This window comes from Paenibacillus lacisediminis (genome assembly GCF_046567315.2).
Genome location: NZ_JBKIAX020000001.1, coordinates 1 through 17380 on the forward strand (window position 1 = coordinate 1; position 17380 = coordinate 17380).

15 protein-coding genes are annotated in these 17380 nt (G+C 54.4%); 12 read left to right on the plus strand and 3 right to left on the minus strand.

The genetic code is table 11. From position 1 onward, the window contains the following. The coding region (locus tag ACLD72_RS00005; protein ID WP_458475435.1) for a hypothetical protein at positions 1 to 361 on the minus strand (361 nt) is incomplete at its 3' end. Between the two features lie 526 nt (positions 362 to 887). Continuing rightward, positions 888 to 2111 (minus strand): MFS transporter, encoded by a 1224-nt coding sequence (locus ACLD72_RS00010; protein WP_410995275.1) that lies wholly within the window; start codon positions 2109 to 2111, stop codon positions 888 to 890. 294 nt (positions 2112 to 2405) lie between these two features. Here ACLD72_RS00010 and hemE point away from each other — a divergent pair, with 294 nt between their 5' ends. The 12 genes from hemE (at position 2406) to ACLD72_RS00070 (ending at position 16422) form a co-directional block, all read left to right on the plus strand. Then, positions 2406 to 3467, plus strand: a complete 1062-nt coding sequence (gene hemE, locus ACLD72_RS00015; protein ID WP_410995273.1) for a uroporphyrinogen decarboxylase — start codon at positions 2406 to 2408, stop codon at positions 3465 to 3467. 69 nt (positions 3468 to 3536) lie between these two features. Then, a complete protein-coding gene (gene hemH / locus ACLD72_RS00020; protein ID WP_410995271.1) occupies positions 3537 to 4478 on the plus strand; it encodes a ferrochelatase in 942 nt (313 codons plus the stop codon). Between the two features lie 5 nt (positions 4479 to 4483). Beyond that, positions 4484 to 5908, plus strand: coding sequence for a protoporphyrinogen oxidase (gene hemG, locus ACLD72_RS00025; RefSeq protein WP_410995270.1), 1425 nt, complete (start codon positions 4484 to 4486; stop codon positions 5906 to 5908). A gap of 127 nt (positions 5909 to 6035) precedes the next feature. Further along, positions 6036 to 7355: a CapA family protein gene (locus ACLD72_RS00030; protein ID WP_410995269.1), complete on the plus strand. Its 1320-nt coding sequence runs from the start codon at positions 6036 to 6038 to the stop codon at positions 7353 to 7355. A gap of 57 nt (positions 7356 to 7412) precedes the next feature. Beyond that, positions 7413 to 8174, plus strand: a complete 762-nt coding sequence (locus ACLD72_RS00035; RefSeq protein ID WP_410995306.1) for a glycerophosphodiester phosphodiesterase — start codon at positions 7413 to 7415, stop codon at positions 8172 to 8174. After that, on the plus strand, positions 8155 to 8796 hold the full coding sequence (locus tag ACLD72_RS00040) for a fumarylacetoacetate hydrolase family protein (protein WP_410995304.1): 642 nt from the start codon (positions 8155 to 8157) through the stop codon (positions 8794 to 8796). Before ACLD72_RS00035 ends, ACLD72_RS00040 begins: the two co-directional genes overlap by 20 nt. Before the next feature lie 2 nt (positions 8797 to 8798). Beyond that, complete coding sequence (locus ACLD72_RS00045) at positions 8799 to 9635, plus strand: DUF92 domain-containing protein (protein ID WP_410995303.1); 837 nt, start codon at positions 8799 to 8801, stop codon at positions 9633 to 9635. Positions 9636 to 9953: 318 nt separating this feature from the next. Further along, a complete protein-coding gene (locus tag ACLD72_RS00050; RefSeq protein ID WP_410995268.1) occupies positions 9954 to 11969 on the plus strand; it encodes an ABC-F family ATP-binding cassette domain-containing protein in 2016 nt (671 codons plus the stop codon). Between the two features lie 671 nt (positions 11970 to 12640). Continuing rightward, positions 12641 to 13234, plus strand: a complete 594-nt coding sequence (locus tag ACLD72_RS00055; protein ID WP_410995267.1) for an RNA polymerase sigma factor — start codon at positions 12641 to 12643, stop codon at positions 13232 to 13234. Next, complete coding sequence (locus ACLD72_RS00060; RefSeq protein ID WP_410995266.1) at positions 13200 to 14414, plus strand: DUF4179 domain-containing protein; 1215 nt, start codon at positions 13200 to 13202, stop codon at positions 14412 to 14414. The genes ACLD72_RS00055 and ACLD72_RS00060 overlap by 35 nt, the downstream gene beginning before the upstream one ends. Before the next feature lie 151 nt (positions 14415 to 14565). Beyond that, a complete protein-coding gene (locus ACLD72_RS00065) occupies positions 14566 to 14763 on the plus strand; it encodes a hypothetical protein (protein WP_410995265.1) in 198 nt (65 codons plus the stop codon). Positions 14764 to 15069: 306 nt separating this feature from the next. Next, the gene (locus ACLD72_RS00070) at positions 15070 to 16422 is read left to right on the plus strand and encodes an MATE family efflux transporter (protein ID WP_410995301.1); all 1353 of its coding nucleotides are present in this window, start codon (positions 15070 to 15072) and stop codon (positions 16420 to 16422) included. Between the two features lie 179 nt (positions 16423 to 16601). On the opposite strand, the gene ACLD72_RS00075 is transcribed toward ACLD72_RS00070, so the two are convergent. Then, entirely contained in the window at positions 16602 to 17114 is a 513-nt protein-coding gene (locus tag ACLD72_RS00075; RefSeq protein WP_410995264.1) for a hypothetical protein, read from the minus strand. Positions 17115 to 17380: the final 266 nt, after the last annotated feature.

Sequence of the window (17380 nt, forward strand, 5' to 3'; positions counted from 1 at the left end):
GCTTTTTCCCACCGGGCAGTTTGTCTAGTCGATCCGGATGGAGATGCTGAATCGCTTGGACCAATTTCACAAATACAGCTTGTAGCGTATCGGTGCACAGGGTGGTCGTTTTCCGGGACAACGCCGATGGGCTGATGGACGAAAGCCCGGTAATTGCTTGCAACGGCACATGCGCCTGCAGTTGTTCGGTGATCATGTCGTACGACGTGGCGCCGAGCAGTTGGCCCGCGACATGCAGTTGAATGGTGTTGCCGGTGAAGAGCTTCTTTGCCCAGTGATCGCCCAGAAGTGAACGGAAATCTTGAAGCTCCAGCAACTTTAGGCATTGACAAATGGTCGATAAATTCGGTACGTTATCCATGGGATTTCTCCTTTTGTGAGTGTGACGGATAACGTGTGCCACACTTCCACATTAGGAGAATTTTTTTTACTTGGGAAGACCAAATCCTGGAAAGTGCTTGAACTTTTTCGTTCCCTTTAATTCCTAACGTTTCATGTTAGATTTTACGCATGGCTAGTGACCGGAGAGCTCTTATTTGCCCCAAAAAGTCCAAAAACCGCCGTTTAACCGCCAAATAAGGCCTCTGGTGTCCGTTACATTCCGAAAACTCTTGATTTCGCTAGAATAACGGCGCTGTGGTCCGTTAGGATCGGAGGCGGTACTGGATGTAGACTGCTGGCAACTTGGCTCACTTACACTAAACGGCCGGAGTGTGGTCAGCAGCCGCAATGTATGAGCCGCCACTGACATCTCCCCAACTGTGTATTGGCCGATGTGCTCTGCAACCGCCACGAACGAGCCGAAGCAGACATTTCGCCAGCCGCGTATGAGAAGCCAGCCTGTTATGAGAAGCCACCCGCGTATGAGAAGCTCCGCCTACCCCGGCCTACCCCCGTCCATGTCGCAGCATCGCAACTTTCGGCTTTTCGTACAGCTTGATCCGCACCCATACCGTGTTGAGCAGAAGCAGGATGCCAGAGATGATAAACAGGCCTTCGATCCCGATAAAACCGGAGAGGAAACCGCCGATCAGCGAGCCCAGCATGTTGCCAAGGGCGAGCGTGCTGCTGTTGAAGCCAAACGCCCGGCTCTCCATTCCGTCGGGGGTGTAAAAGCGGATCAGCGCGTTGACGCTTGGCAGCAGCCCGCCCATAAAGACGCCCATCAGAAACCGGATCACGATGAGCTGCCAGACGGTATGGACAAACGCCTGCGGGATCAGCGTGGCCGCCGCCCCGATCAGGCAGTAAGTCAGGATGCGGTGGGCTCCGACCTTGTCGCTGACCCGGCCAAGCACCGGCGAGGTGACCATGTTGGAAATGCCGGTGACCGCGCTGACGAACCCGGCCCAAAACGAAACGTTGGCTGCGGCGCCATGCAGTTTCTCCACGTACAGCGGCAGCAGCGACATCGGGCTAAGCATGGCGAACTGCAGCAGAAAGGTGACGGCGAACAGCGCCGTCAGCTGCGGCGTTTTATTCAGTTCCAAAAAGCCTTGCAGCACCGAAGGTTGCGGGGTATGCGCCGCTTCCTCGCGGTTGAAGTTTTCCCGTACGAACACGAGCGCCAGCAGCGTGCCGATAAACATCAAAGCACCGGTTATGTAAAAGATCGGGCGGAAGCCGATCCATTCGGCCATCAAGCCGCCGATGAGCGGTCCCAGAATCGTGCCGGCGACGTTGCCGGATTGAATCGTGCCCATGGCAAAGCCCATCCGTTCTTTTGGCGCCGTGCCGGAGATGAGCGAAACCGAGGCGGGATTAAAGCCGGAGATCGTCCCATTGAGCAGGCGCAGCGCCAGCAAGTGCCACGGCTGGGTCGCGAAGCCCATCAAAGTGATGACGATAGCCATGCCGAACCCCGAACGAAGCAGCATGATTTTGCGTCCGTACTTATCGGAGAGCTTGCCCCAAATCGGCTGAAAAATAAATGATGTCGCAAAGTTGGCGGCGAAAATCGTCCCCGCCCACAGGCCGATGGCGTGTTCGCCCTGCACATGCAAATCCCTGGCCAGATACAGCGAGAGAAACGGTGTAATCATCGTCATCCCCGCATTGACCAAAAACGCTCCAAACCAAAGCACGATGAGATTGATCTTCCACGTCTGCAAAGTGCCTTCACTTCCTTTCCGCGCATCTGGTTGCAAACAACATCCTTTAAGAGGTAGTTTAAAAAGTCCGCTTACGATCATGTCTTTTAAGTATATCACAACTAGGCTGGCGTAGTTTGCGGGCGACTTCATTGCATTTTCATGCGATTGTCATGTGATCGTCATCCGATTCGCCGTTGTGACAGTTGTTACTTACATTTAAAAAGGGCATAATGTAAATTAGAATGTTTATAGTGTAAGTTCGCAGACATCTGTATTTAGAATTGCTCTTATAGCGTATTGGAGGCGTGTTGGTTGGTTTATAACGATCGTTTGATCCTGGCCTTGAGAGGGCAGGAGGTAGATCGTCTTCCTGTTTGGTACATGCGCCAGGCGGGCAGATATGATCCCGATTACCGAAAAATCAAAGAAAAATACAGCTTGCTGGAAATTTGCCGGCAGCCGGAGCTCGCGGCGGAAGTCACCCTGATGCCGGTCCGCAAGCTCGGGGTGGACGCGGCTATTTTGTATTCCGACATTATGAATCCGGTTGCTTCGCTTGGCGTCGAATTCGACATCGTCAAAAATATCGGTCCGGTCATCGATCACCCGATTCGCACGGCGGCGGATATCGATCGTTTGAAGCCGATTGAGGTGGAAAAGGATCTGTCCCATATTTTGGAGACCATCTCCATTCTCGACCGGGAGCTGGACGTGCCGCTGATTACGTTTGCCGGCGCACCGTTTACGATCGCCAGCTATTTGATCGAAGGCAGTCCGTCCAAAAGCTATATCCGCACCAAAGAGATGATGTACGGCGAACCGGAGCTTTGGTTCCGGCTCATGGACAAACTTGGCGATATGGTCATCGCTTATTTGCGGGCCCATGTACGAAGCGGCGGCAAAGCGTTTCAACTGTTCGACAGCTGGGTTGGTGCACTGGCGCCGAAAGATTTTCAGAAGTATGTGCTGCCGACGATCACTCGTATTTTTGCCGAACTTCAGGATTTGGATGTACCGAAAATTTATTTCCCCGGGGTAAGTTCGGGCGAGCTGCTGCCGACGCTGACCGGACTTGCGGCGGATTGCATCGGTTTGGACTGGCGCGTGTCGATTTCGGAAGGCCGTCGCCGCACGGGCGGGAAGTTTGCGGTGCAGGGCAATCTGGACCCGTACGTGTTGACCGCGCCGATGAACGTCATCAAACAGCAGGCCAAGGAAATTATCGACGATGGCGTCAAGGCCCCCGGCTTTGTGTTTAATCTCGGCCATGGCCTGTTCCCGGAAGCTTCGATCGACAAGCTGCGGGAGCTGACCGAATTTGTGCATGCCTACTCGGCCGAAGCGATCGCCAGCCAGACGGTGCCGCGGACGTAGGCAGACAGTGTAATCGCAATGGCAATTAATTTAATATCGAAATCATAGATCAGAGGTGACCCCATAATCGTGAAAACGAAAATCGGTGTTCTGGTGATGTCTTACGGCACGCCGGAAAGTATGGATCAGGTAGAGGCTTATTATACGCACATTCGGCGCGGCCATCCGCCAACCGCGGAGCAGCTCGCCGAACTCGTCGGCCGCTACGAGGCGATCGTCGGCGGCGTTTTTCCGCTGCGCGCCAACACGGACAAACAGGTCGCCGCGCTGCAGGAAACGTTAAACCGCCTGAACGCGAACGCGGACCGGGAATTCGTTTGTTATCAGGGCCTGAAGCACGCCCGGCCGTTTATCGAAGACGGCGTGGCCGAGATGGCCAAAGACGGGATCAAGGACGCGGTCGGCATTGTGCTGGCCCCCCATTATTCCGTGATGAGCATCGGCGGCTACATCAAACGGGCCGAAGCAAAAGCACAGGAAATTGGCATCCGCATGAGCTTTGTACATAGCTATCATCTGCATCCGAAGCTGATTGAGGCTTTTGCCGGCCGGGTGTCCCGCAAGCTGGATCAGTTCGAGGAAGCCGGCGCCAAGCGGGACGAGGTGAAAGTGCTGTTCAGCGCCCACAGCCTGCCGGAGAAAATTTTGGACATGGGCGACCCGTACCGCGACCAACTGCTGGAAACGTCGCAAGCCGTTGCGGACAAAGCCGGGGTATCCAATTGGCAGTTCACCTGGCAAAGCGCGGGGCGGACGGCCGATCCATGGCTTGGTCCGGACATCCTGGACACTTTGAAGGACTTGAGTCAGGAGCAGGTGGAAGACGTGCTTGTGGCTCCCGTCGGATTCGTGTCCGACCATTTGGAAGTGCTGTACGACCTCGACATTGAGGCCAAAACGATCGCCAAAGAGCTGGATATGCGGCTGGAACGGATCGAATCGCTGAATACCGAACCGCTGTATATGGAAGCGCTAAGCGACGTCATTATGAATACATGGGAAAAGAGATGAGAACGATGAGCGAATCTTCCCGCAGGGTTGTCGTCATTGGCGGAGGATTGACCGGACTCAGCGCGGCTTTTTACATTCGCAAATTTTATATGGAAAAGGGCCTGGAACCGCAAATCACGCTGCTTGAAAAAGGAAACACCCTGGGCGGCAAAATCGACACCTTGGAGCAAGACGAGTTCGTGATCGAAAAAGGACCGGACTCCTTCCTCGCCCGCAAAACGGCGATGATCGATCTGGCGCGGGAGCTGGGGCTGGAGCAGGAACTGGTGCAAATGAACCCGAACGCGAAAAAAACGTACATCGTCAGCGGCGGCCGTCTGCATCCGATGCCGTCCGGCCTGGTGCTCGGCATTCCTACCGAACTGGAGCCTTTCCTCACAACCGATCTGGTGTCCTGGAACGGCAAAATGCGGGCGATGCTCGACCTGGTCACGCCGCCGCGCATGAGCGAGGAGGACGAATCGCTGGGGGCCTTTATTGAACGGCGGCTCGGCGCCGAGGTGCTGCAAAATATCACCGAGCCGCTGCTGGCCGGCATTTACGCGGGCGACACCTACAAGCTCAGTCTGCAGTCGACCTTCCCGCAGTTTGGCGAGGTGGAGCGGGCCTACGGCAGCTTGATCAAAGGCATGATGAGCGGGAAAAAGCCGGTCGAGACTCACACCGGAACGAAGCGCAGCGCCTTCCTGACGTTCCGCAAAGGCTTGAAAACGCTCGTGGAAGGCCTGGTGGCAGGGCTTTCCGACGTGGATCAGCGCCTGGAAAGCGAAGTGGCGGAAATCCGCCGTACGGAGGAAAACCGGTACGAGGTCGTTTTGGCTTCTGGCGCAAAGCTGGCGGCGGACGACGTTATCGTGACCGTGCCGGCGTTTGCCGCGGCCGACCTGCTTAGACCGCATGTCGACGTAGCCGCGCTTGATGCGGTCAATTACGTCTCTGTGGCGAACGTTGTGCTCGCTTTTGAACGGGAAGACGTGACCGGCAGCTTCGACGGCTCGGGATTCCTCGTGCCGCGCAAGGAAGGGCTGAACATCACGGCCTGCACGTGGACCGGGATCAAATGGCTGCATACGAGCCCGGAGGATAAAATGCTGCTCCGCTGCTACGTCGGCCGCTCCGGCGATGAGGACAAAGTGTTCCTGTCCGATGAGGAGATCACCGAACTGGTGCTGGGGGATTTGCACAAGCTGATGGGCGTGACGGCCCGGCCGCTGTTTGCGGAAATTACCCGCCTGCCGAAATCGATGCCGCAGTATCCGGTAGGCCATTTGCAGAACATCGCCGCTTTCCGCAAGCGGCTGGAGACTTTGCTGCCGAACGTTTACGCGACAGGGGCTGCGTTTGAAGGCGTAGGCCTGCCCGATTGCATTAAACAGGCCAAAGAGCTGGCCGAGCGGATGGCGGCCAAATTGACAGTCGCACAGACCTAGAGACAATCCCTTTGGAGAGGGACTTTGCGACCCCTTGCCTATAAAATAGGCGAGGGGTTCTATTTATTTTCCGATCCCTGATATAATAAAATTATACGGTCAAATACAGCGTTAAAAGGAGTCTGTAATGTACCCGCGAAGATCGGATAAACACAAGCAACGGAAACTTGAAAAACAGCGGCGGCAAAACCGCATGTGGGTGTTGATCAATCTGACTCTCATCTCGTTGATCATCGTGCTGGGAACTTATTTCTATTTGGAAGAACGTACGCGGCAGGACAGCGCAAGGAACGGCGCGGAACAAGCGGGCGACGATCTGAACATAGCTCTGGGAAATCAGGGGAATAACGAAACGCCGGAGGTCTCGTCTGACGATTCCTCGTCTGGAAACGAGAACTCCGGCGAAGGAGACGCTGCCGCGAATGACGGAGCAGCCCTGGACCCGGACGAACCCGGGGTGGAGGAGACGCCGGATCCGGACGGTGCCAAAACGGAGAGCGGGGCGGAGCTGCTGATTCATTTTGCGGGCGATACGATTTTTTCCGGCAAGGTGGAGGAACAGCTCGAGAAAACCGGTTATGATTATCCTTATAAGTACGTCCAAGATTTGTTTCAAAACGATGATTTGAGCGTGCTGAACCTGGAAACGCCGATAACTGCGGGCGGAGAAGCGGCCGAAAACAAAACATTTGTGTTCAAATCCCCGCCCAAGGCGCTGGGCCCGATGGCCGCTGCCGGCGTCGACGCGGTGAACCTGGCCAACAACCATGTATTGGACCAAGGCGTGCCCGGTCTCAAAGATACGCTAAAGAATTTGCGGAAGAACGGAATTTTATATGTGGGTGCGGGCGAAAACAGCAAGGAAGCGTACGCGCCGGTTTATGTTGAACGCAAAGGCGTGAAAATCGCTTTGTTCGGCTTCAGCCGCGTCATCCCGGAGTATGAGTGGACCGCTTTGAAAAAGCACCCGGGCGTGGCGGCCGTATATGATCCCGAACCGGCGCTTGCAGCGATCCGCGAGGCGCGCAAGCAGGCCGATCTGGTGCTGGTGGTGGCTCATTGGGGCAAGGAGCGTGTGACCGAACTTGAAGATCATCAGCAGGAATTGGCCCATGCGTTTATCGACGCCGGAGCCGATCTGGTGATCGGCGGCCATCCGCATGTGATGCAGGGTTTAGAGGAGTATAAAGGGAAGTGGATTGCCTACAGTACGGGCAACTTTATTTTTACGAAATCGCTGGATCAGAAAACTTGGGAAACCGCCGTATTTGCGGCCAAATGTACACGTGAGGGAGATTGCAGTCTGCAGCTCATCCCGTATCGCACGGAGCTGGGGCAGCCAGTGCCGATGGCGGCGGAGGACGGGAAGAAACTGCTTGAAGAAGTAGAGAGCTTATCGCCGGGCGTAACCATCGATGAGAAAGGCGATGTGTCCGCCTCAGGATAATTGGCGAGCATGTCTGAACATGAGGACGAACGTCATGATCGCAGGGAGGCGATAAGCTTGCGTAATCAATGTGTAGGCCATCGCGGGTTTTCCGGCATCGCGCCGGAGAATACGATGGCCGCGGTCAAGCTGGCGATGGAGCAGCCCGATGTCCACTGGATCGAGGTCGACGTTCAGCTCTCCAAAGACGGCGTTCCGCTGCTGATTCATGATTTTACGCTCAACCGGACAACAAGCGGGCGCGGTCCGGTCAAGGACAAAACGTGGGCCGAACTGCAGGAGCTCGACGCCGGCAGTTGGAAATCGCAAGTTTACGCGGGCGAACGGTTGCTTGGCCTCAGCGAGTTCCTGGACGCGATTGCCGGCCGTCTGCGGGCCAATATCGAAATCAAGACGGAAGGCGATCTTTACACCGGCCTGGAGGAAAAAGTGATTTCCGCTGTCAAGCGGCGGCATATGGAGCAGGAGGTTGTGCTTACCTCTTTTGAGCCTCGTGTGCTGGCGAAAATCAGAGAAATCGGCCGCGGAATCCGCACCGGTCTGATCATCGACCACTATCCGAAAGATCTGCTGCTTCGGATGCAGCTTCTGCGCTGCAATTTTCTGTCCATCCATTACCGCGCCTTAACGGCGGAGCTTGCGGACAAAGCGTTTAAGCGGGGGATCGAGGTGATGGCTTGGACGATGGACGAGGTGCGGACGCTGCGGAAGGTTGCGGCGCTTCATCCCGGTATTCTGCTGTGCACGAACCGGCCGGATGTTTGGCACAAGGCTATTTTAAATTGGAGGAAATACCATGATGAACAAATTGATCGCTAATGTGTATTGCGTCGGCCGGAATTACCGGGCCCACGCCGAGGAACTGGGCAACGACGTCCCGGCCGAGCCGATGATCTTTCTGAAACCGTCCCACGCCGTAACCGTGATGGACGGAAACGGGATCTCGCTGCCGGCGGATCGGGGAGAAGTGCATTACGAAGCCGAACTCGTGCTGCGGATCGGCCGCCGTTATGAGCCGGGCATGTCGGTCGACGAGTTGGTGGACGTGATGGCGTTTGGCATCGATTTTACGCTGCGGGACGTGCAGAGCGAACTCAAAAAGAAAGGCCATCCCTGGACGGCGGCAAAAGGCTTTCTTCAATCTGCGCCGATCACGCCTTACATCGCTTTCCCCGGTGCGGCCGAAACCGCGCGGGAGGATTTCCTGCTGCGCAAAAACGGGGAAATCGTGCAGCGCGGCAACATCAGCCGGATGATTTTGTCGCTGCAGCAGATTGTGGATTACATCGCCGGACATTATGGGCTTGGTGAAGGAGATCTTATTTTTACCGGAACGCCTGAAGGAGTAGGGCCTGCTTATCAAGGGGACAAGCTGGAGCTCGCGTACGGTTCGCGAACGCTTGGCAGCTGTGTGATTGAGGCCGGCCCGTCCGCAATATGATGATGGATTGGATCGTAGGGGCGCTGTGCGCCCTGCTTGTGTCTGGAGCGGCTTACCTGAAACGCTCCTTATCCCTGTCGGGGATGGTTGCGGCTGCGGTAATGGGGACGGTGTATTATGGCGCAGGCAACCTGTTTTGGTTTGGCCTGCTTTTGCTGTTTTTCATCAGCTCGTCCGTGCTGTCTCATTATCGCGGCGACCGCAAGGAGGAATTGGAGCGCTCTTATGCCAAAAGCGGGCGCAGGGACGCCTCGCAGGTGCTGGCGAACGGCGGGCTCGGCATGTTGGCCTGCCTGGGCAACTGGATCTGGCCTGATCCGGGCTGGGGCTGGTTTTTTGCCGGCACGATGGCCGCGGTCACCGCGGACACCTGGGCGACCGAACTGGGCGGCCTTAGCCGGACGGCGCCGCGCTCCATTGTGACCGGACGGCGGATCCCTCCGGGAACGTCAGGCGGGGTGACCCTCCTCGGCAGCGCTGCGGCGCTGGCCGGGGCCGTTTTCATCGGCGGGGCGGCCTGGCTGCTGCTTGCCTGGACTGGGGGTGCGGCGGGCGCTAAGCCCGCTGGCACTGGTACTGGCGCATTTGAGCTCGTGCAGTGGGTGCTGATCGCCGGCCTGTCCGGCCTGCTCGGCGCGTTCGCCGACTCCTGGCTTGGCGCGACGGTGCAGTGGATGCACCGCTGCACCGTCTGCGGCAAAGAGGTGGAGGTCGCTTCCCACTGCGGCCGGGAGACCGTGCCGGTGCGCGGCTTCCGCTGGATGAACAACGATGCGGTGAATTTACTCAGTTCCCTGGCCGCCGGCGGGCTGGCTTGGGGAATCGGGATGATACTATAAACTATAAAGTGAAAGTTCAAAAAGTCAGGTTTTCAGCACCGAGAAGGTTGGATGAAGCTAGGGACTGAGTAGCGGAGCGTACGTTTTGGGTACGTGAGCAACGGAAGGCCCGGCTGAATTCAAGATTCGACGCCCGATCCGCTTCCTGACCTGCTTCGTGATAAGAAAAACTCTATCGGCGAACAATCAAAGAAGACAGACCGCCCTAAGCTGAAGTTTTTCTTGCGATTTAAGGAAGGCACGCTTCGGTGACTATTCATTCTTAAATCTTCAAAAGCTGACTTTTTGAACAACATCTAAATAAAGTAGGGATTAAGCATGAATATACTAACCGTGGAACATATCACGAAAACCTATGGAGAAAAGGTGCTGTTTCAGGACGTCTCCTTTGGCATGGAAGAAAATGACAAGATCGGCGTCATCGGCGTCAACGGCACGGGCAAATCGACGTTTTTGCGAGTGATTGCCGGGCTGGAGCCGGCCGATGACGGACGCATTGCCATAAACCGGGATGTGCGGGTGAATTTCCTGGCCCAGAACCCGGAATACGATCCGGAAATTTCTGTCTTGCGCGGAGTGTTTCAAGGCGGCGGGCCCGAGCTGCAGGTGGTGTCCGCTTATATGGAGGCCGAGGAAGCGCTGGAGCAAAGTCCGGAGGATGCCGCCCTGCAGGCGGAGCTCACGCGGCTGGCCCAAGAGATGGACCGGCTGCAGGCCTGGACGCTGGTCAGCGACGCTAAAAGCGTGTTGTCCAAGCTGGGCATTGGCGATTTTGGCCAGAAGATGGGCACCATGTCCGGCGGGCAGCGGAAACGGGTGGCGCTTGCTTCCGCCCTGATCGTCCCGTCCGAGCTGCTGATTATGGACGAACCGACGAACCATATCGACAACGATTCCGTGGCCTGGCTGGAAACTTATTTGCAGAAACGGCGCGGGGCGCTGCTGCTGATTACCCATGACCGCTATTTTCTCGACCGGGTCTGCAACGTTATGCTGGAGCTTGACCATGGGCGGCTGTTCCGCTACGAGGCGAATTACAGCCGTTTCCTGGAGCTGAAAAGCGAACGCGAGGAGCGGGAGGCCGCATCCGAGCAAAAGCGGCAAAATTTGCTGCGCACCGAGCTGGCCTGGATCCGGCGGGGAGCGAAAGCGCGCTCGACGAAGCAAAAGGCGCGGATCGAACGGTTTGAGCAGCTGCAGGCGGCAAAAACCGAATATAAAAGCGATACGCTTGATATTTCGGTGGCCTCTACGCGGCTAGGGCGCAAAATCGTGGAGATTCAAGGCATCCGCAAATCGGCGGAGGACCGGCTGTTAATCGGCGAGCTGACCTATACGGCGGTGCCCGGAGACCGTGTCGGCATCGTTGGCCCAAACGGCAGCGGCAAATCGACGCTGCTGAACATGATCGCCGGGCGGATCGAGCCGGATCAGGGAGAAATCGTAGTCGGCCAAACGGTTAATTTGGGGTATTTCACCCAGGAGCACCAGGAGATGGACGGCAAACAACGGGTGATCGAATATATCAAGGAAGCCGCGGAGGTCGTCACCACGGCCGATGGGACGCGGATCACCGCCGCGCAAATGCTGGAGCGCTTCCTGTTTCCGCCGGACATGCAGTGGACGCCCATATCCAAGCTGTCGGGCGGGGAAAAGCGGCGGTTGTATTTGCTGCGCGTGCTGATGGGTGCGCCAAACGTGCTGCTGCTGGACGAACCGACAAACGATCTCGACATCCAGACGTTGACCGTGCTGGAGGCGTATTTGGACGAGTTCCCCGGCGCCGTATTCGTCGTCTCCCATGACCGCTATTTCCTTGACCGGACCGTCGATAAAATCATGGCGTTCGAGGGCGGCGGCGTGGTGGCTGTGCATGTCGGGGACTACAGCGATTATGAGGAGCGGCAGCGGGCGGGCGGCGGCGGATTAAGCAAGACCGCGGTTGGCGGCGGAGCGGGCAAGCCGGCAGCCGGCGGGCCGAAAGCTTCCACCGGGAGCGGTTCGTCCGGGCCATCGGGACCGGGAGCCGGCCAATCGGACGCGGCAGCGGTAGTAAACGCCGCGAACAACCGCAGTGCTTCCCGCGGCGACAAGCTGAAATTCAGCTATAATGAACAGCGGGAATTTGAAACGATCGAGGCGACGATCGAAGCGGCCGAACAGCGCCTGGCGAACATTGCCGGGGAGATGGCAGCGGCGGTGAGCGACGCTGCCCGGCTGCAGGAGCTGATGAAGCAGCAGGAGGAGGCTGAAGCTGAGCTTGAGCGGCTAATGGAGCGCTGGACTTATTTGAACGAGCTGGCCGAAAAAATCGAAGCCCAGCGGAACTCGTAAAGCGGCTGGCTTCACGTCTGCGGAATGCACTATGCACACATCTTTTTTGGATAACTCTAAAAAATGGAGCTATTCTAGGACTTGAGCGCCAAAAAATGGATTCAACTTAAAAATCAGCGTTTGATGCCATGTCACTGAATCAACTAACCATCATCCTTCAAAAATAGCGGAACTTTATGTACTTATTATCCGGATATGATCAGGCCCAACTCCCATTAGCGGCATTTTTTGTGCTTATTTTCCTATGAATGGTGCAGATCGCGGGCATTTCCTTGCGATTCGAGAAAATAGCGGCATAAATTTCCTCTATTTCTCTATCAATGGGGATATCGCCGGAATAGGGACATTTTTTACTCTTATCTTTTTCGCCGGAGTTTCTCACATCTACATCCTAACCCGATGCGCTGAGAAATCCTGAAACCAGGCTGCCTATTCCCGGCAGGAGGGCCTAAAAAGGCGGTTTATGCATGTCTGGGGGGGAATAACGCCATAATTTTTAGCTATGAATGAGCGATGAAACGGACAACTTTACCCGAATGATGGCCACTCCGCAAAAGGTGGCCTCATCCGGGTTTTTATTTTTAATCATCCTCGGCAAAATTGCAGGGCATGTCACAAAACGGTATTTTCGGGTTGTTATATAGGTGTAAACAGCAAAGGAGGTGAGCTTTTTGCAACCAGTCATCCCCGGGGAAACGACGGACAGGAACCTAGAAATCGAAGCGCAGATTGAGCGCGTAAAAGCAGGCGACAAAGAGGCTTACGCTCCCATTATCCTCCAGTTTGAACGGCAGATGTATACGTATTGTTATTACATTTTGCGAAATCACGCGGAAACGGAGGACGCGGTTCAGGAGATTTTTATCAGGGCCTATATGAATCTTCATCAGTACAGTAATCAAGTTTCGTTTTCCGCCTGGCTGTACAAGGTAGCCTACCATCATTTGATCAATATGAAGAAGAAGCAGGGCCGATTATTGAAATTGATTGACCGCTGCCAGGAGCAGCATCCGGTGCAGGAGATTTCCACGCATCAGTCGGCGGTAGAGGAACTATTAACGTATCTGACGGCGGAGGAACGCCATATCCTGCTGCTCAAGTCGGTAGAGCAATACCGTTTTGAGGAGATTGGCGAAGTGATGGGAATTAAACCGGCGACCTTGCGCAAGAAGTATGAGCGTATACGCAAAAAGCTGATGGAAAAAGCAAATGAAAAAGGAGTGTTGGCCCATGGGACATTTGCCGGATCAAGCGGAGTCCGCTGAAATGGAGGCGATCGAGCGAATGATTCGTCATTCGGCGATGCCGAAAACAAGCATGAGCGATGAAATTATGAACAAAATTGGAGGGATAAATATGAGCAGAACGAGAAAATACGCTGCAAACAAAGGAAAAGTATGGAAACGGACCGTAGTCGCCGCTTCGGCCGCCGCTATTCTCGGAGGCGGGATCATCGGCTCGGGATTCGTGTCCCCGGCGATGGCGGAGGCTTTAAAGCAAGTTCCGGTGTTCGGTACGATTTTTAAGGGCACCACCGAAGAGGCTGTGAAGGCCGCGATGGATCAGGGGCTCGTTAAAGACCCGAACCTAAGCATAACGCATGACGGTGTGACGCTGAAACTGAGAGATCTATTGTATGACGGGACAAGATTGTCCTTTGTGCTGGACCGGGAAGGTGTGGACCTTGAGGGTGTTGTCGTACCTTTTGCCGAAAGAGAGAAGCCTGAAGACCAAATACCAAAAGGTTATATTAGAGAGGCAGGACCGACAGGATCGACGGTACTTGTTGATGGCAAAGATATCATGTTCGGTGAAGATAGCTTCGCTAAAGCTGGCGTTAGCACAGCCGGATTTGGAGATACTTCGCTTCGGGATAATGCCTACCGCGGAGAGGTGCAGTTAACCGACAAAGCGGCTTGGGGAAATGATTTTGAGCTGACGATCCGCTCCAAAGTGACGGGCGTTGATGAAGCCTTCGAATTCAAGGTTCCGGTGAAAATCGAGGACAATGCCGTGCTGCTCAAGCCTAACGCTACCAAAACTTACGAGGATTTCAGTTATACGGTAAATGAGCTGGTCATTACACCGGTGACCACCCGGCTGGTCATCGACAGCACCGGGAAAGTGCCGAGCTCCGCGGAGCAAACCGGCGATTATATCGCCAGCATGATGTATTACGATATCGTGGACGATCAGGGCAATCTGCTGACCCAGAATAAGTTCGGATATTTCCACAGCGAACCCAAAACTGAATACCATGTCGACGAGCTGTACAGTCCGTTTAACGGGACGCCGAAGTCAATCACCATCAAACCGTTTACTCTCACGGTGAATAAAAACGACTGGAGTGTTGTAGGACAGGGTAAAGATAGCAATGGAACATACAGCCGTGGCGACAAAACTTATATCAAAGAACTCGAAGTAACGATTCCGGTTGAGAAATAAGTGACGAACGGGGCGGTTCTCGGGGCGAAAGCTCGGAGAATCGCCCTTTTGACTCACTACGGCAGGTGGAGGTACGATTTTCCTTTTTATGATATCATGGGGCTAAAGATTGAATGTTCGGAGCCCATCTTGAATCAGGAGAGTGAGGAACATGGAATTTTACGGCGGCGATCATCAGCGCCCTTTTTTGAATTCGCTGGATGAAGAGGCAGCCAAGCTTAAATTCAAGGAAAATGAACAGCGGCTTCTAAATGAGGGAGTGCGGGGAGTTTTTCGTGAAGCGGCGAATTTGCTGATCACTGTGGGGATTCTCGCGCTGATTTTTGCCCTGTTCATCGCCTTTAGATGAGGACCTTTAAAAACGGAAGCTCCGGAGAGATAAATGGGGATTGGTCCCTATTAATCTCTCTTTTTTTCAGATAAACGGGGAATTGGACGATTTCAGCGGGGAGCCTTTATTTATAATTGCTGATATAATATTGTGCGGACCATTTAAGACGATCCATAAAGCTGTGACTGATAGAACTCTTCGCGCTGAAGAGTCTTTTATTTTTTCTCTTTAAATTTTTGACGAAAAAGAAGTGATTACGTGGTTAACGCAGCCATTCGCGCCAAAACGCACCGTTTTTTGCACAAACATTTCTCCGCCGAATCGATGGATTACCGGCAGATTATCGCCTTGATCATTCCGATTCTGATCGACCAGGCGTTTATCGTCGGACTCAATCTGGTTAACACGGCGATGATCAGTTCCTCCGGGGTTGCCGCGGTCAGCGCCGTCAATATGGTCGATTCGCTGAACATTTTTCTGATCAACGTTTTTGTCGGCGTCGCGACCGGGGGCACTGTCGTGGTGGCGCAGTACAAGGGAAACCGGAACGATCAGATGGTGTCCAAATCGGCGGCCGGCTCGGTTTCCTCGGTATTTTTGCTGGCGCTGGCGATCAGCTTGCTGATTATTTTGCTTCATAATCCAACCTTGAACCTGCTGTTCGGTTCCGCGGAGGCTGACGTGTTCAGCAACGCCAAAACATACTTGATCGGCAGCAGTGTTTCCTTTTGCGGGATTGCCATCGTCGAGGCGGTATGCGGGGTGCTGCGGGGGATCGGGAGGTCGCGGGCATCGCTTTTTCTGTCGCTAATCATGAACTTATCTTACGTCCTGCTGAACTTCGTGTTCATTAATCTGGCCGACATGGGCGTGTTTGGGATGACCATAGCCGTCAATGTTTCGCGGTATTTGGCCGCCGCCTGCGCGATTTATTATTTGGTCAGGGTGGACGCTGCCCTGCACATTCGGATCCGGGACATGTTGATGGCCAACTGGGGGATGCTGAAAAAAATCATGTCCATCGGCATGCCGTTTGCCGCGGAGCAGATGTTTTTTAACGGCGGGAAGATCCTGACGCAAATTTTTATCGTCAGCCTGGGAACTTACGCGATCGCAGCCAATGCGATCAGCTCGTCGCTGGCGGGCGTGGTGCAAATTCCGGCCAACGCCTTGTCGATCGCCATCGTCACCGTGGTGGGGCAATGCATCGGGCGGGGAGACGTTGGGGACGCCAAAAAGTTGACGCGCTCCTTCATCTGGCTGTCGTCGGCCACGTTCATCGTCATGGGGCTGATCATCCTGCCGCTGTTCCACCCGCTCGTGTCGCTGTTTCATCCGCCCGCCGAAATCGTGGGCGAAATCTTTGCGATTATCCTGATTAACACGATCATGCAAATTCCGCTTTGGTCGATCAGCTTTATTACTCCATCGGCTTTACGGGCGGCGGGCGACGCCAAATATACTTCGGTCGTGTCGATGCTCTCCATGTGGCTGTTCCGCGTCGTGCTTGGCTACATTTTGGGCGTCGTCCTGCCGTTTGGCGTCATTGGCGTATGGCTGGCCATGAATATTGAATGGGGGATCCGGGGAGCCATCTTCCTGCGCCGGTTCTACGGGACAAAATGGTACCGACACCGGTTGGTGGAGGCTGAGCCGGCGAAAATTGTAGCGGAGTAATCGGGATTGGTCTGCCCATGCGGTAACCTTAGCCGAAGCGCAATAGGCGGCGGTCCATCACGCCTTGATCCGCTACGTTCCCCGCCACCGCTGGCCGAAACCGCGAAAATGATAGCTTAATCGAAAGAAGCCTTAGTTGACTTTATGCCAACTAAGGCTTTTTTGTCTGGCGAATGAAACTAATCGATGGCTCCCAGCTTCCATTGGCCGCTTTTGTCCTTGACTAACCAATAATCTTCAGTGCGTTCAAAGACTTCACTTTCCATTCTGGCTTTTGTTTTGACTCTAACAATTAATCTATCATGGTCCTTCGAAATACCTTCCAAAGACTCAAAACGATAATCTCTTCCTAATAAATAATCTTCTAGAATTGCTTCGGATGGCTCGCTGTAATATACGCTGCGGAACTCCTTTTCATCCTTATTTGCCAAGGCTTCCAACGTGGTTTTCATAAGTGACCTGATTTCCTCCGTGTACAATGGATCGTCCAAGGCATCGAAGTCTACAAAAACACCGGTCTTAAAGGAATCCGTATTTTCTTCCTTCGATTGCTGATTCTGAGGGACGGTTGTACTGGTTGTGGGAACTTCGTTTTGCCCTTGAAGATCGGCATTTTTACTATCTCGTGCACATGACGTTAATATTCCTAGAGCAGCAATTGCGGTTACAGTATAGACGATTAACTTGTTCATAAACTTATTCTCCCATATTTTGCTTTTTATCTATATTGACGTTTGTGAGCTGGAAATGTTTCGTAACGGACCTGAATGACGCTAATTGCTCATTTCCCGGATATTTCCTGATTTAACGGACACAGTTGACGCTATTCGGCGCAAAATGCGGTTATTTCAGCTGATTCCATGGGAATAAGGTCGTCTGGGTCCGTTACAATTTGGGAACCGCCATTTTGAACCAAATAAGGTCTCTGGTGTCCGTTACGTCAACTGGGGGCGGCACT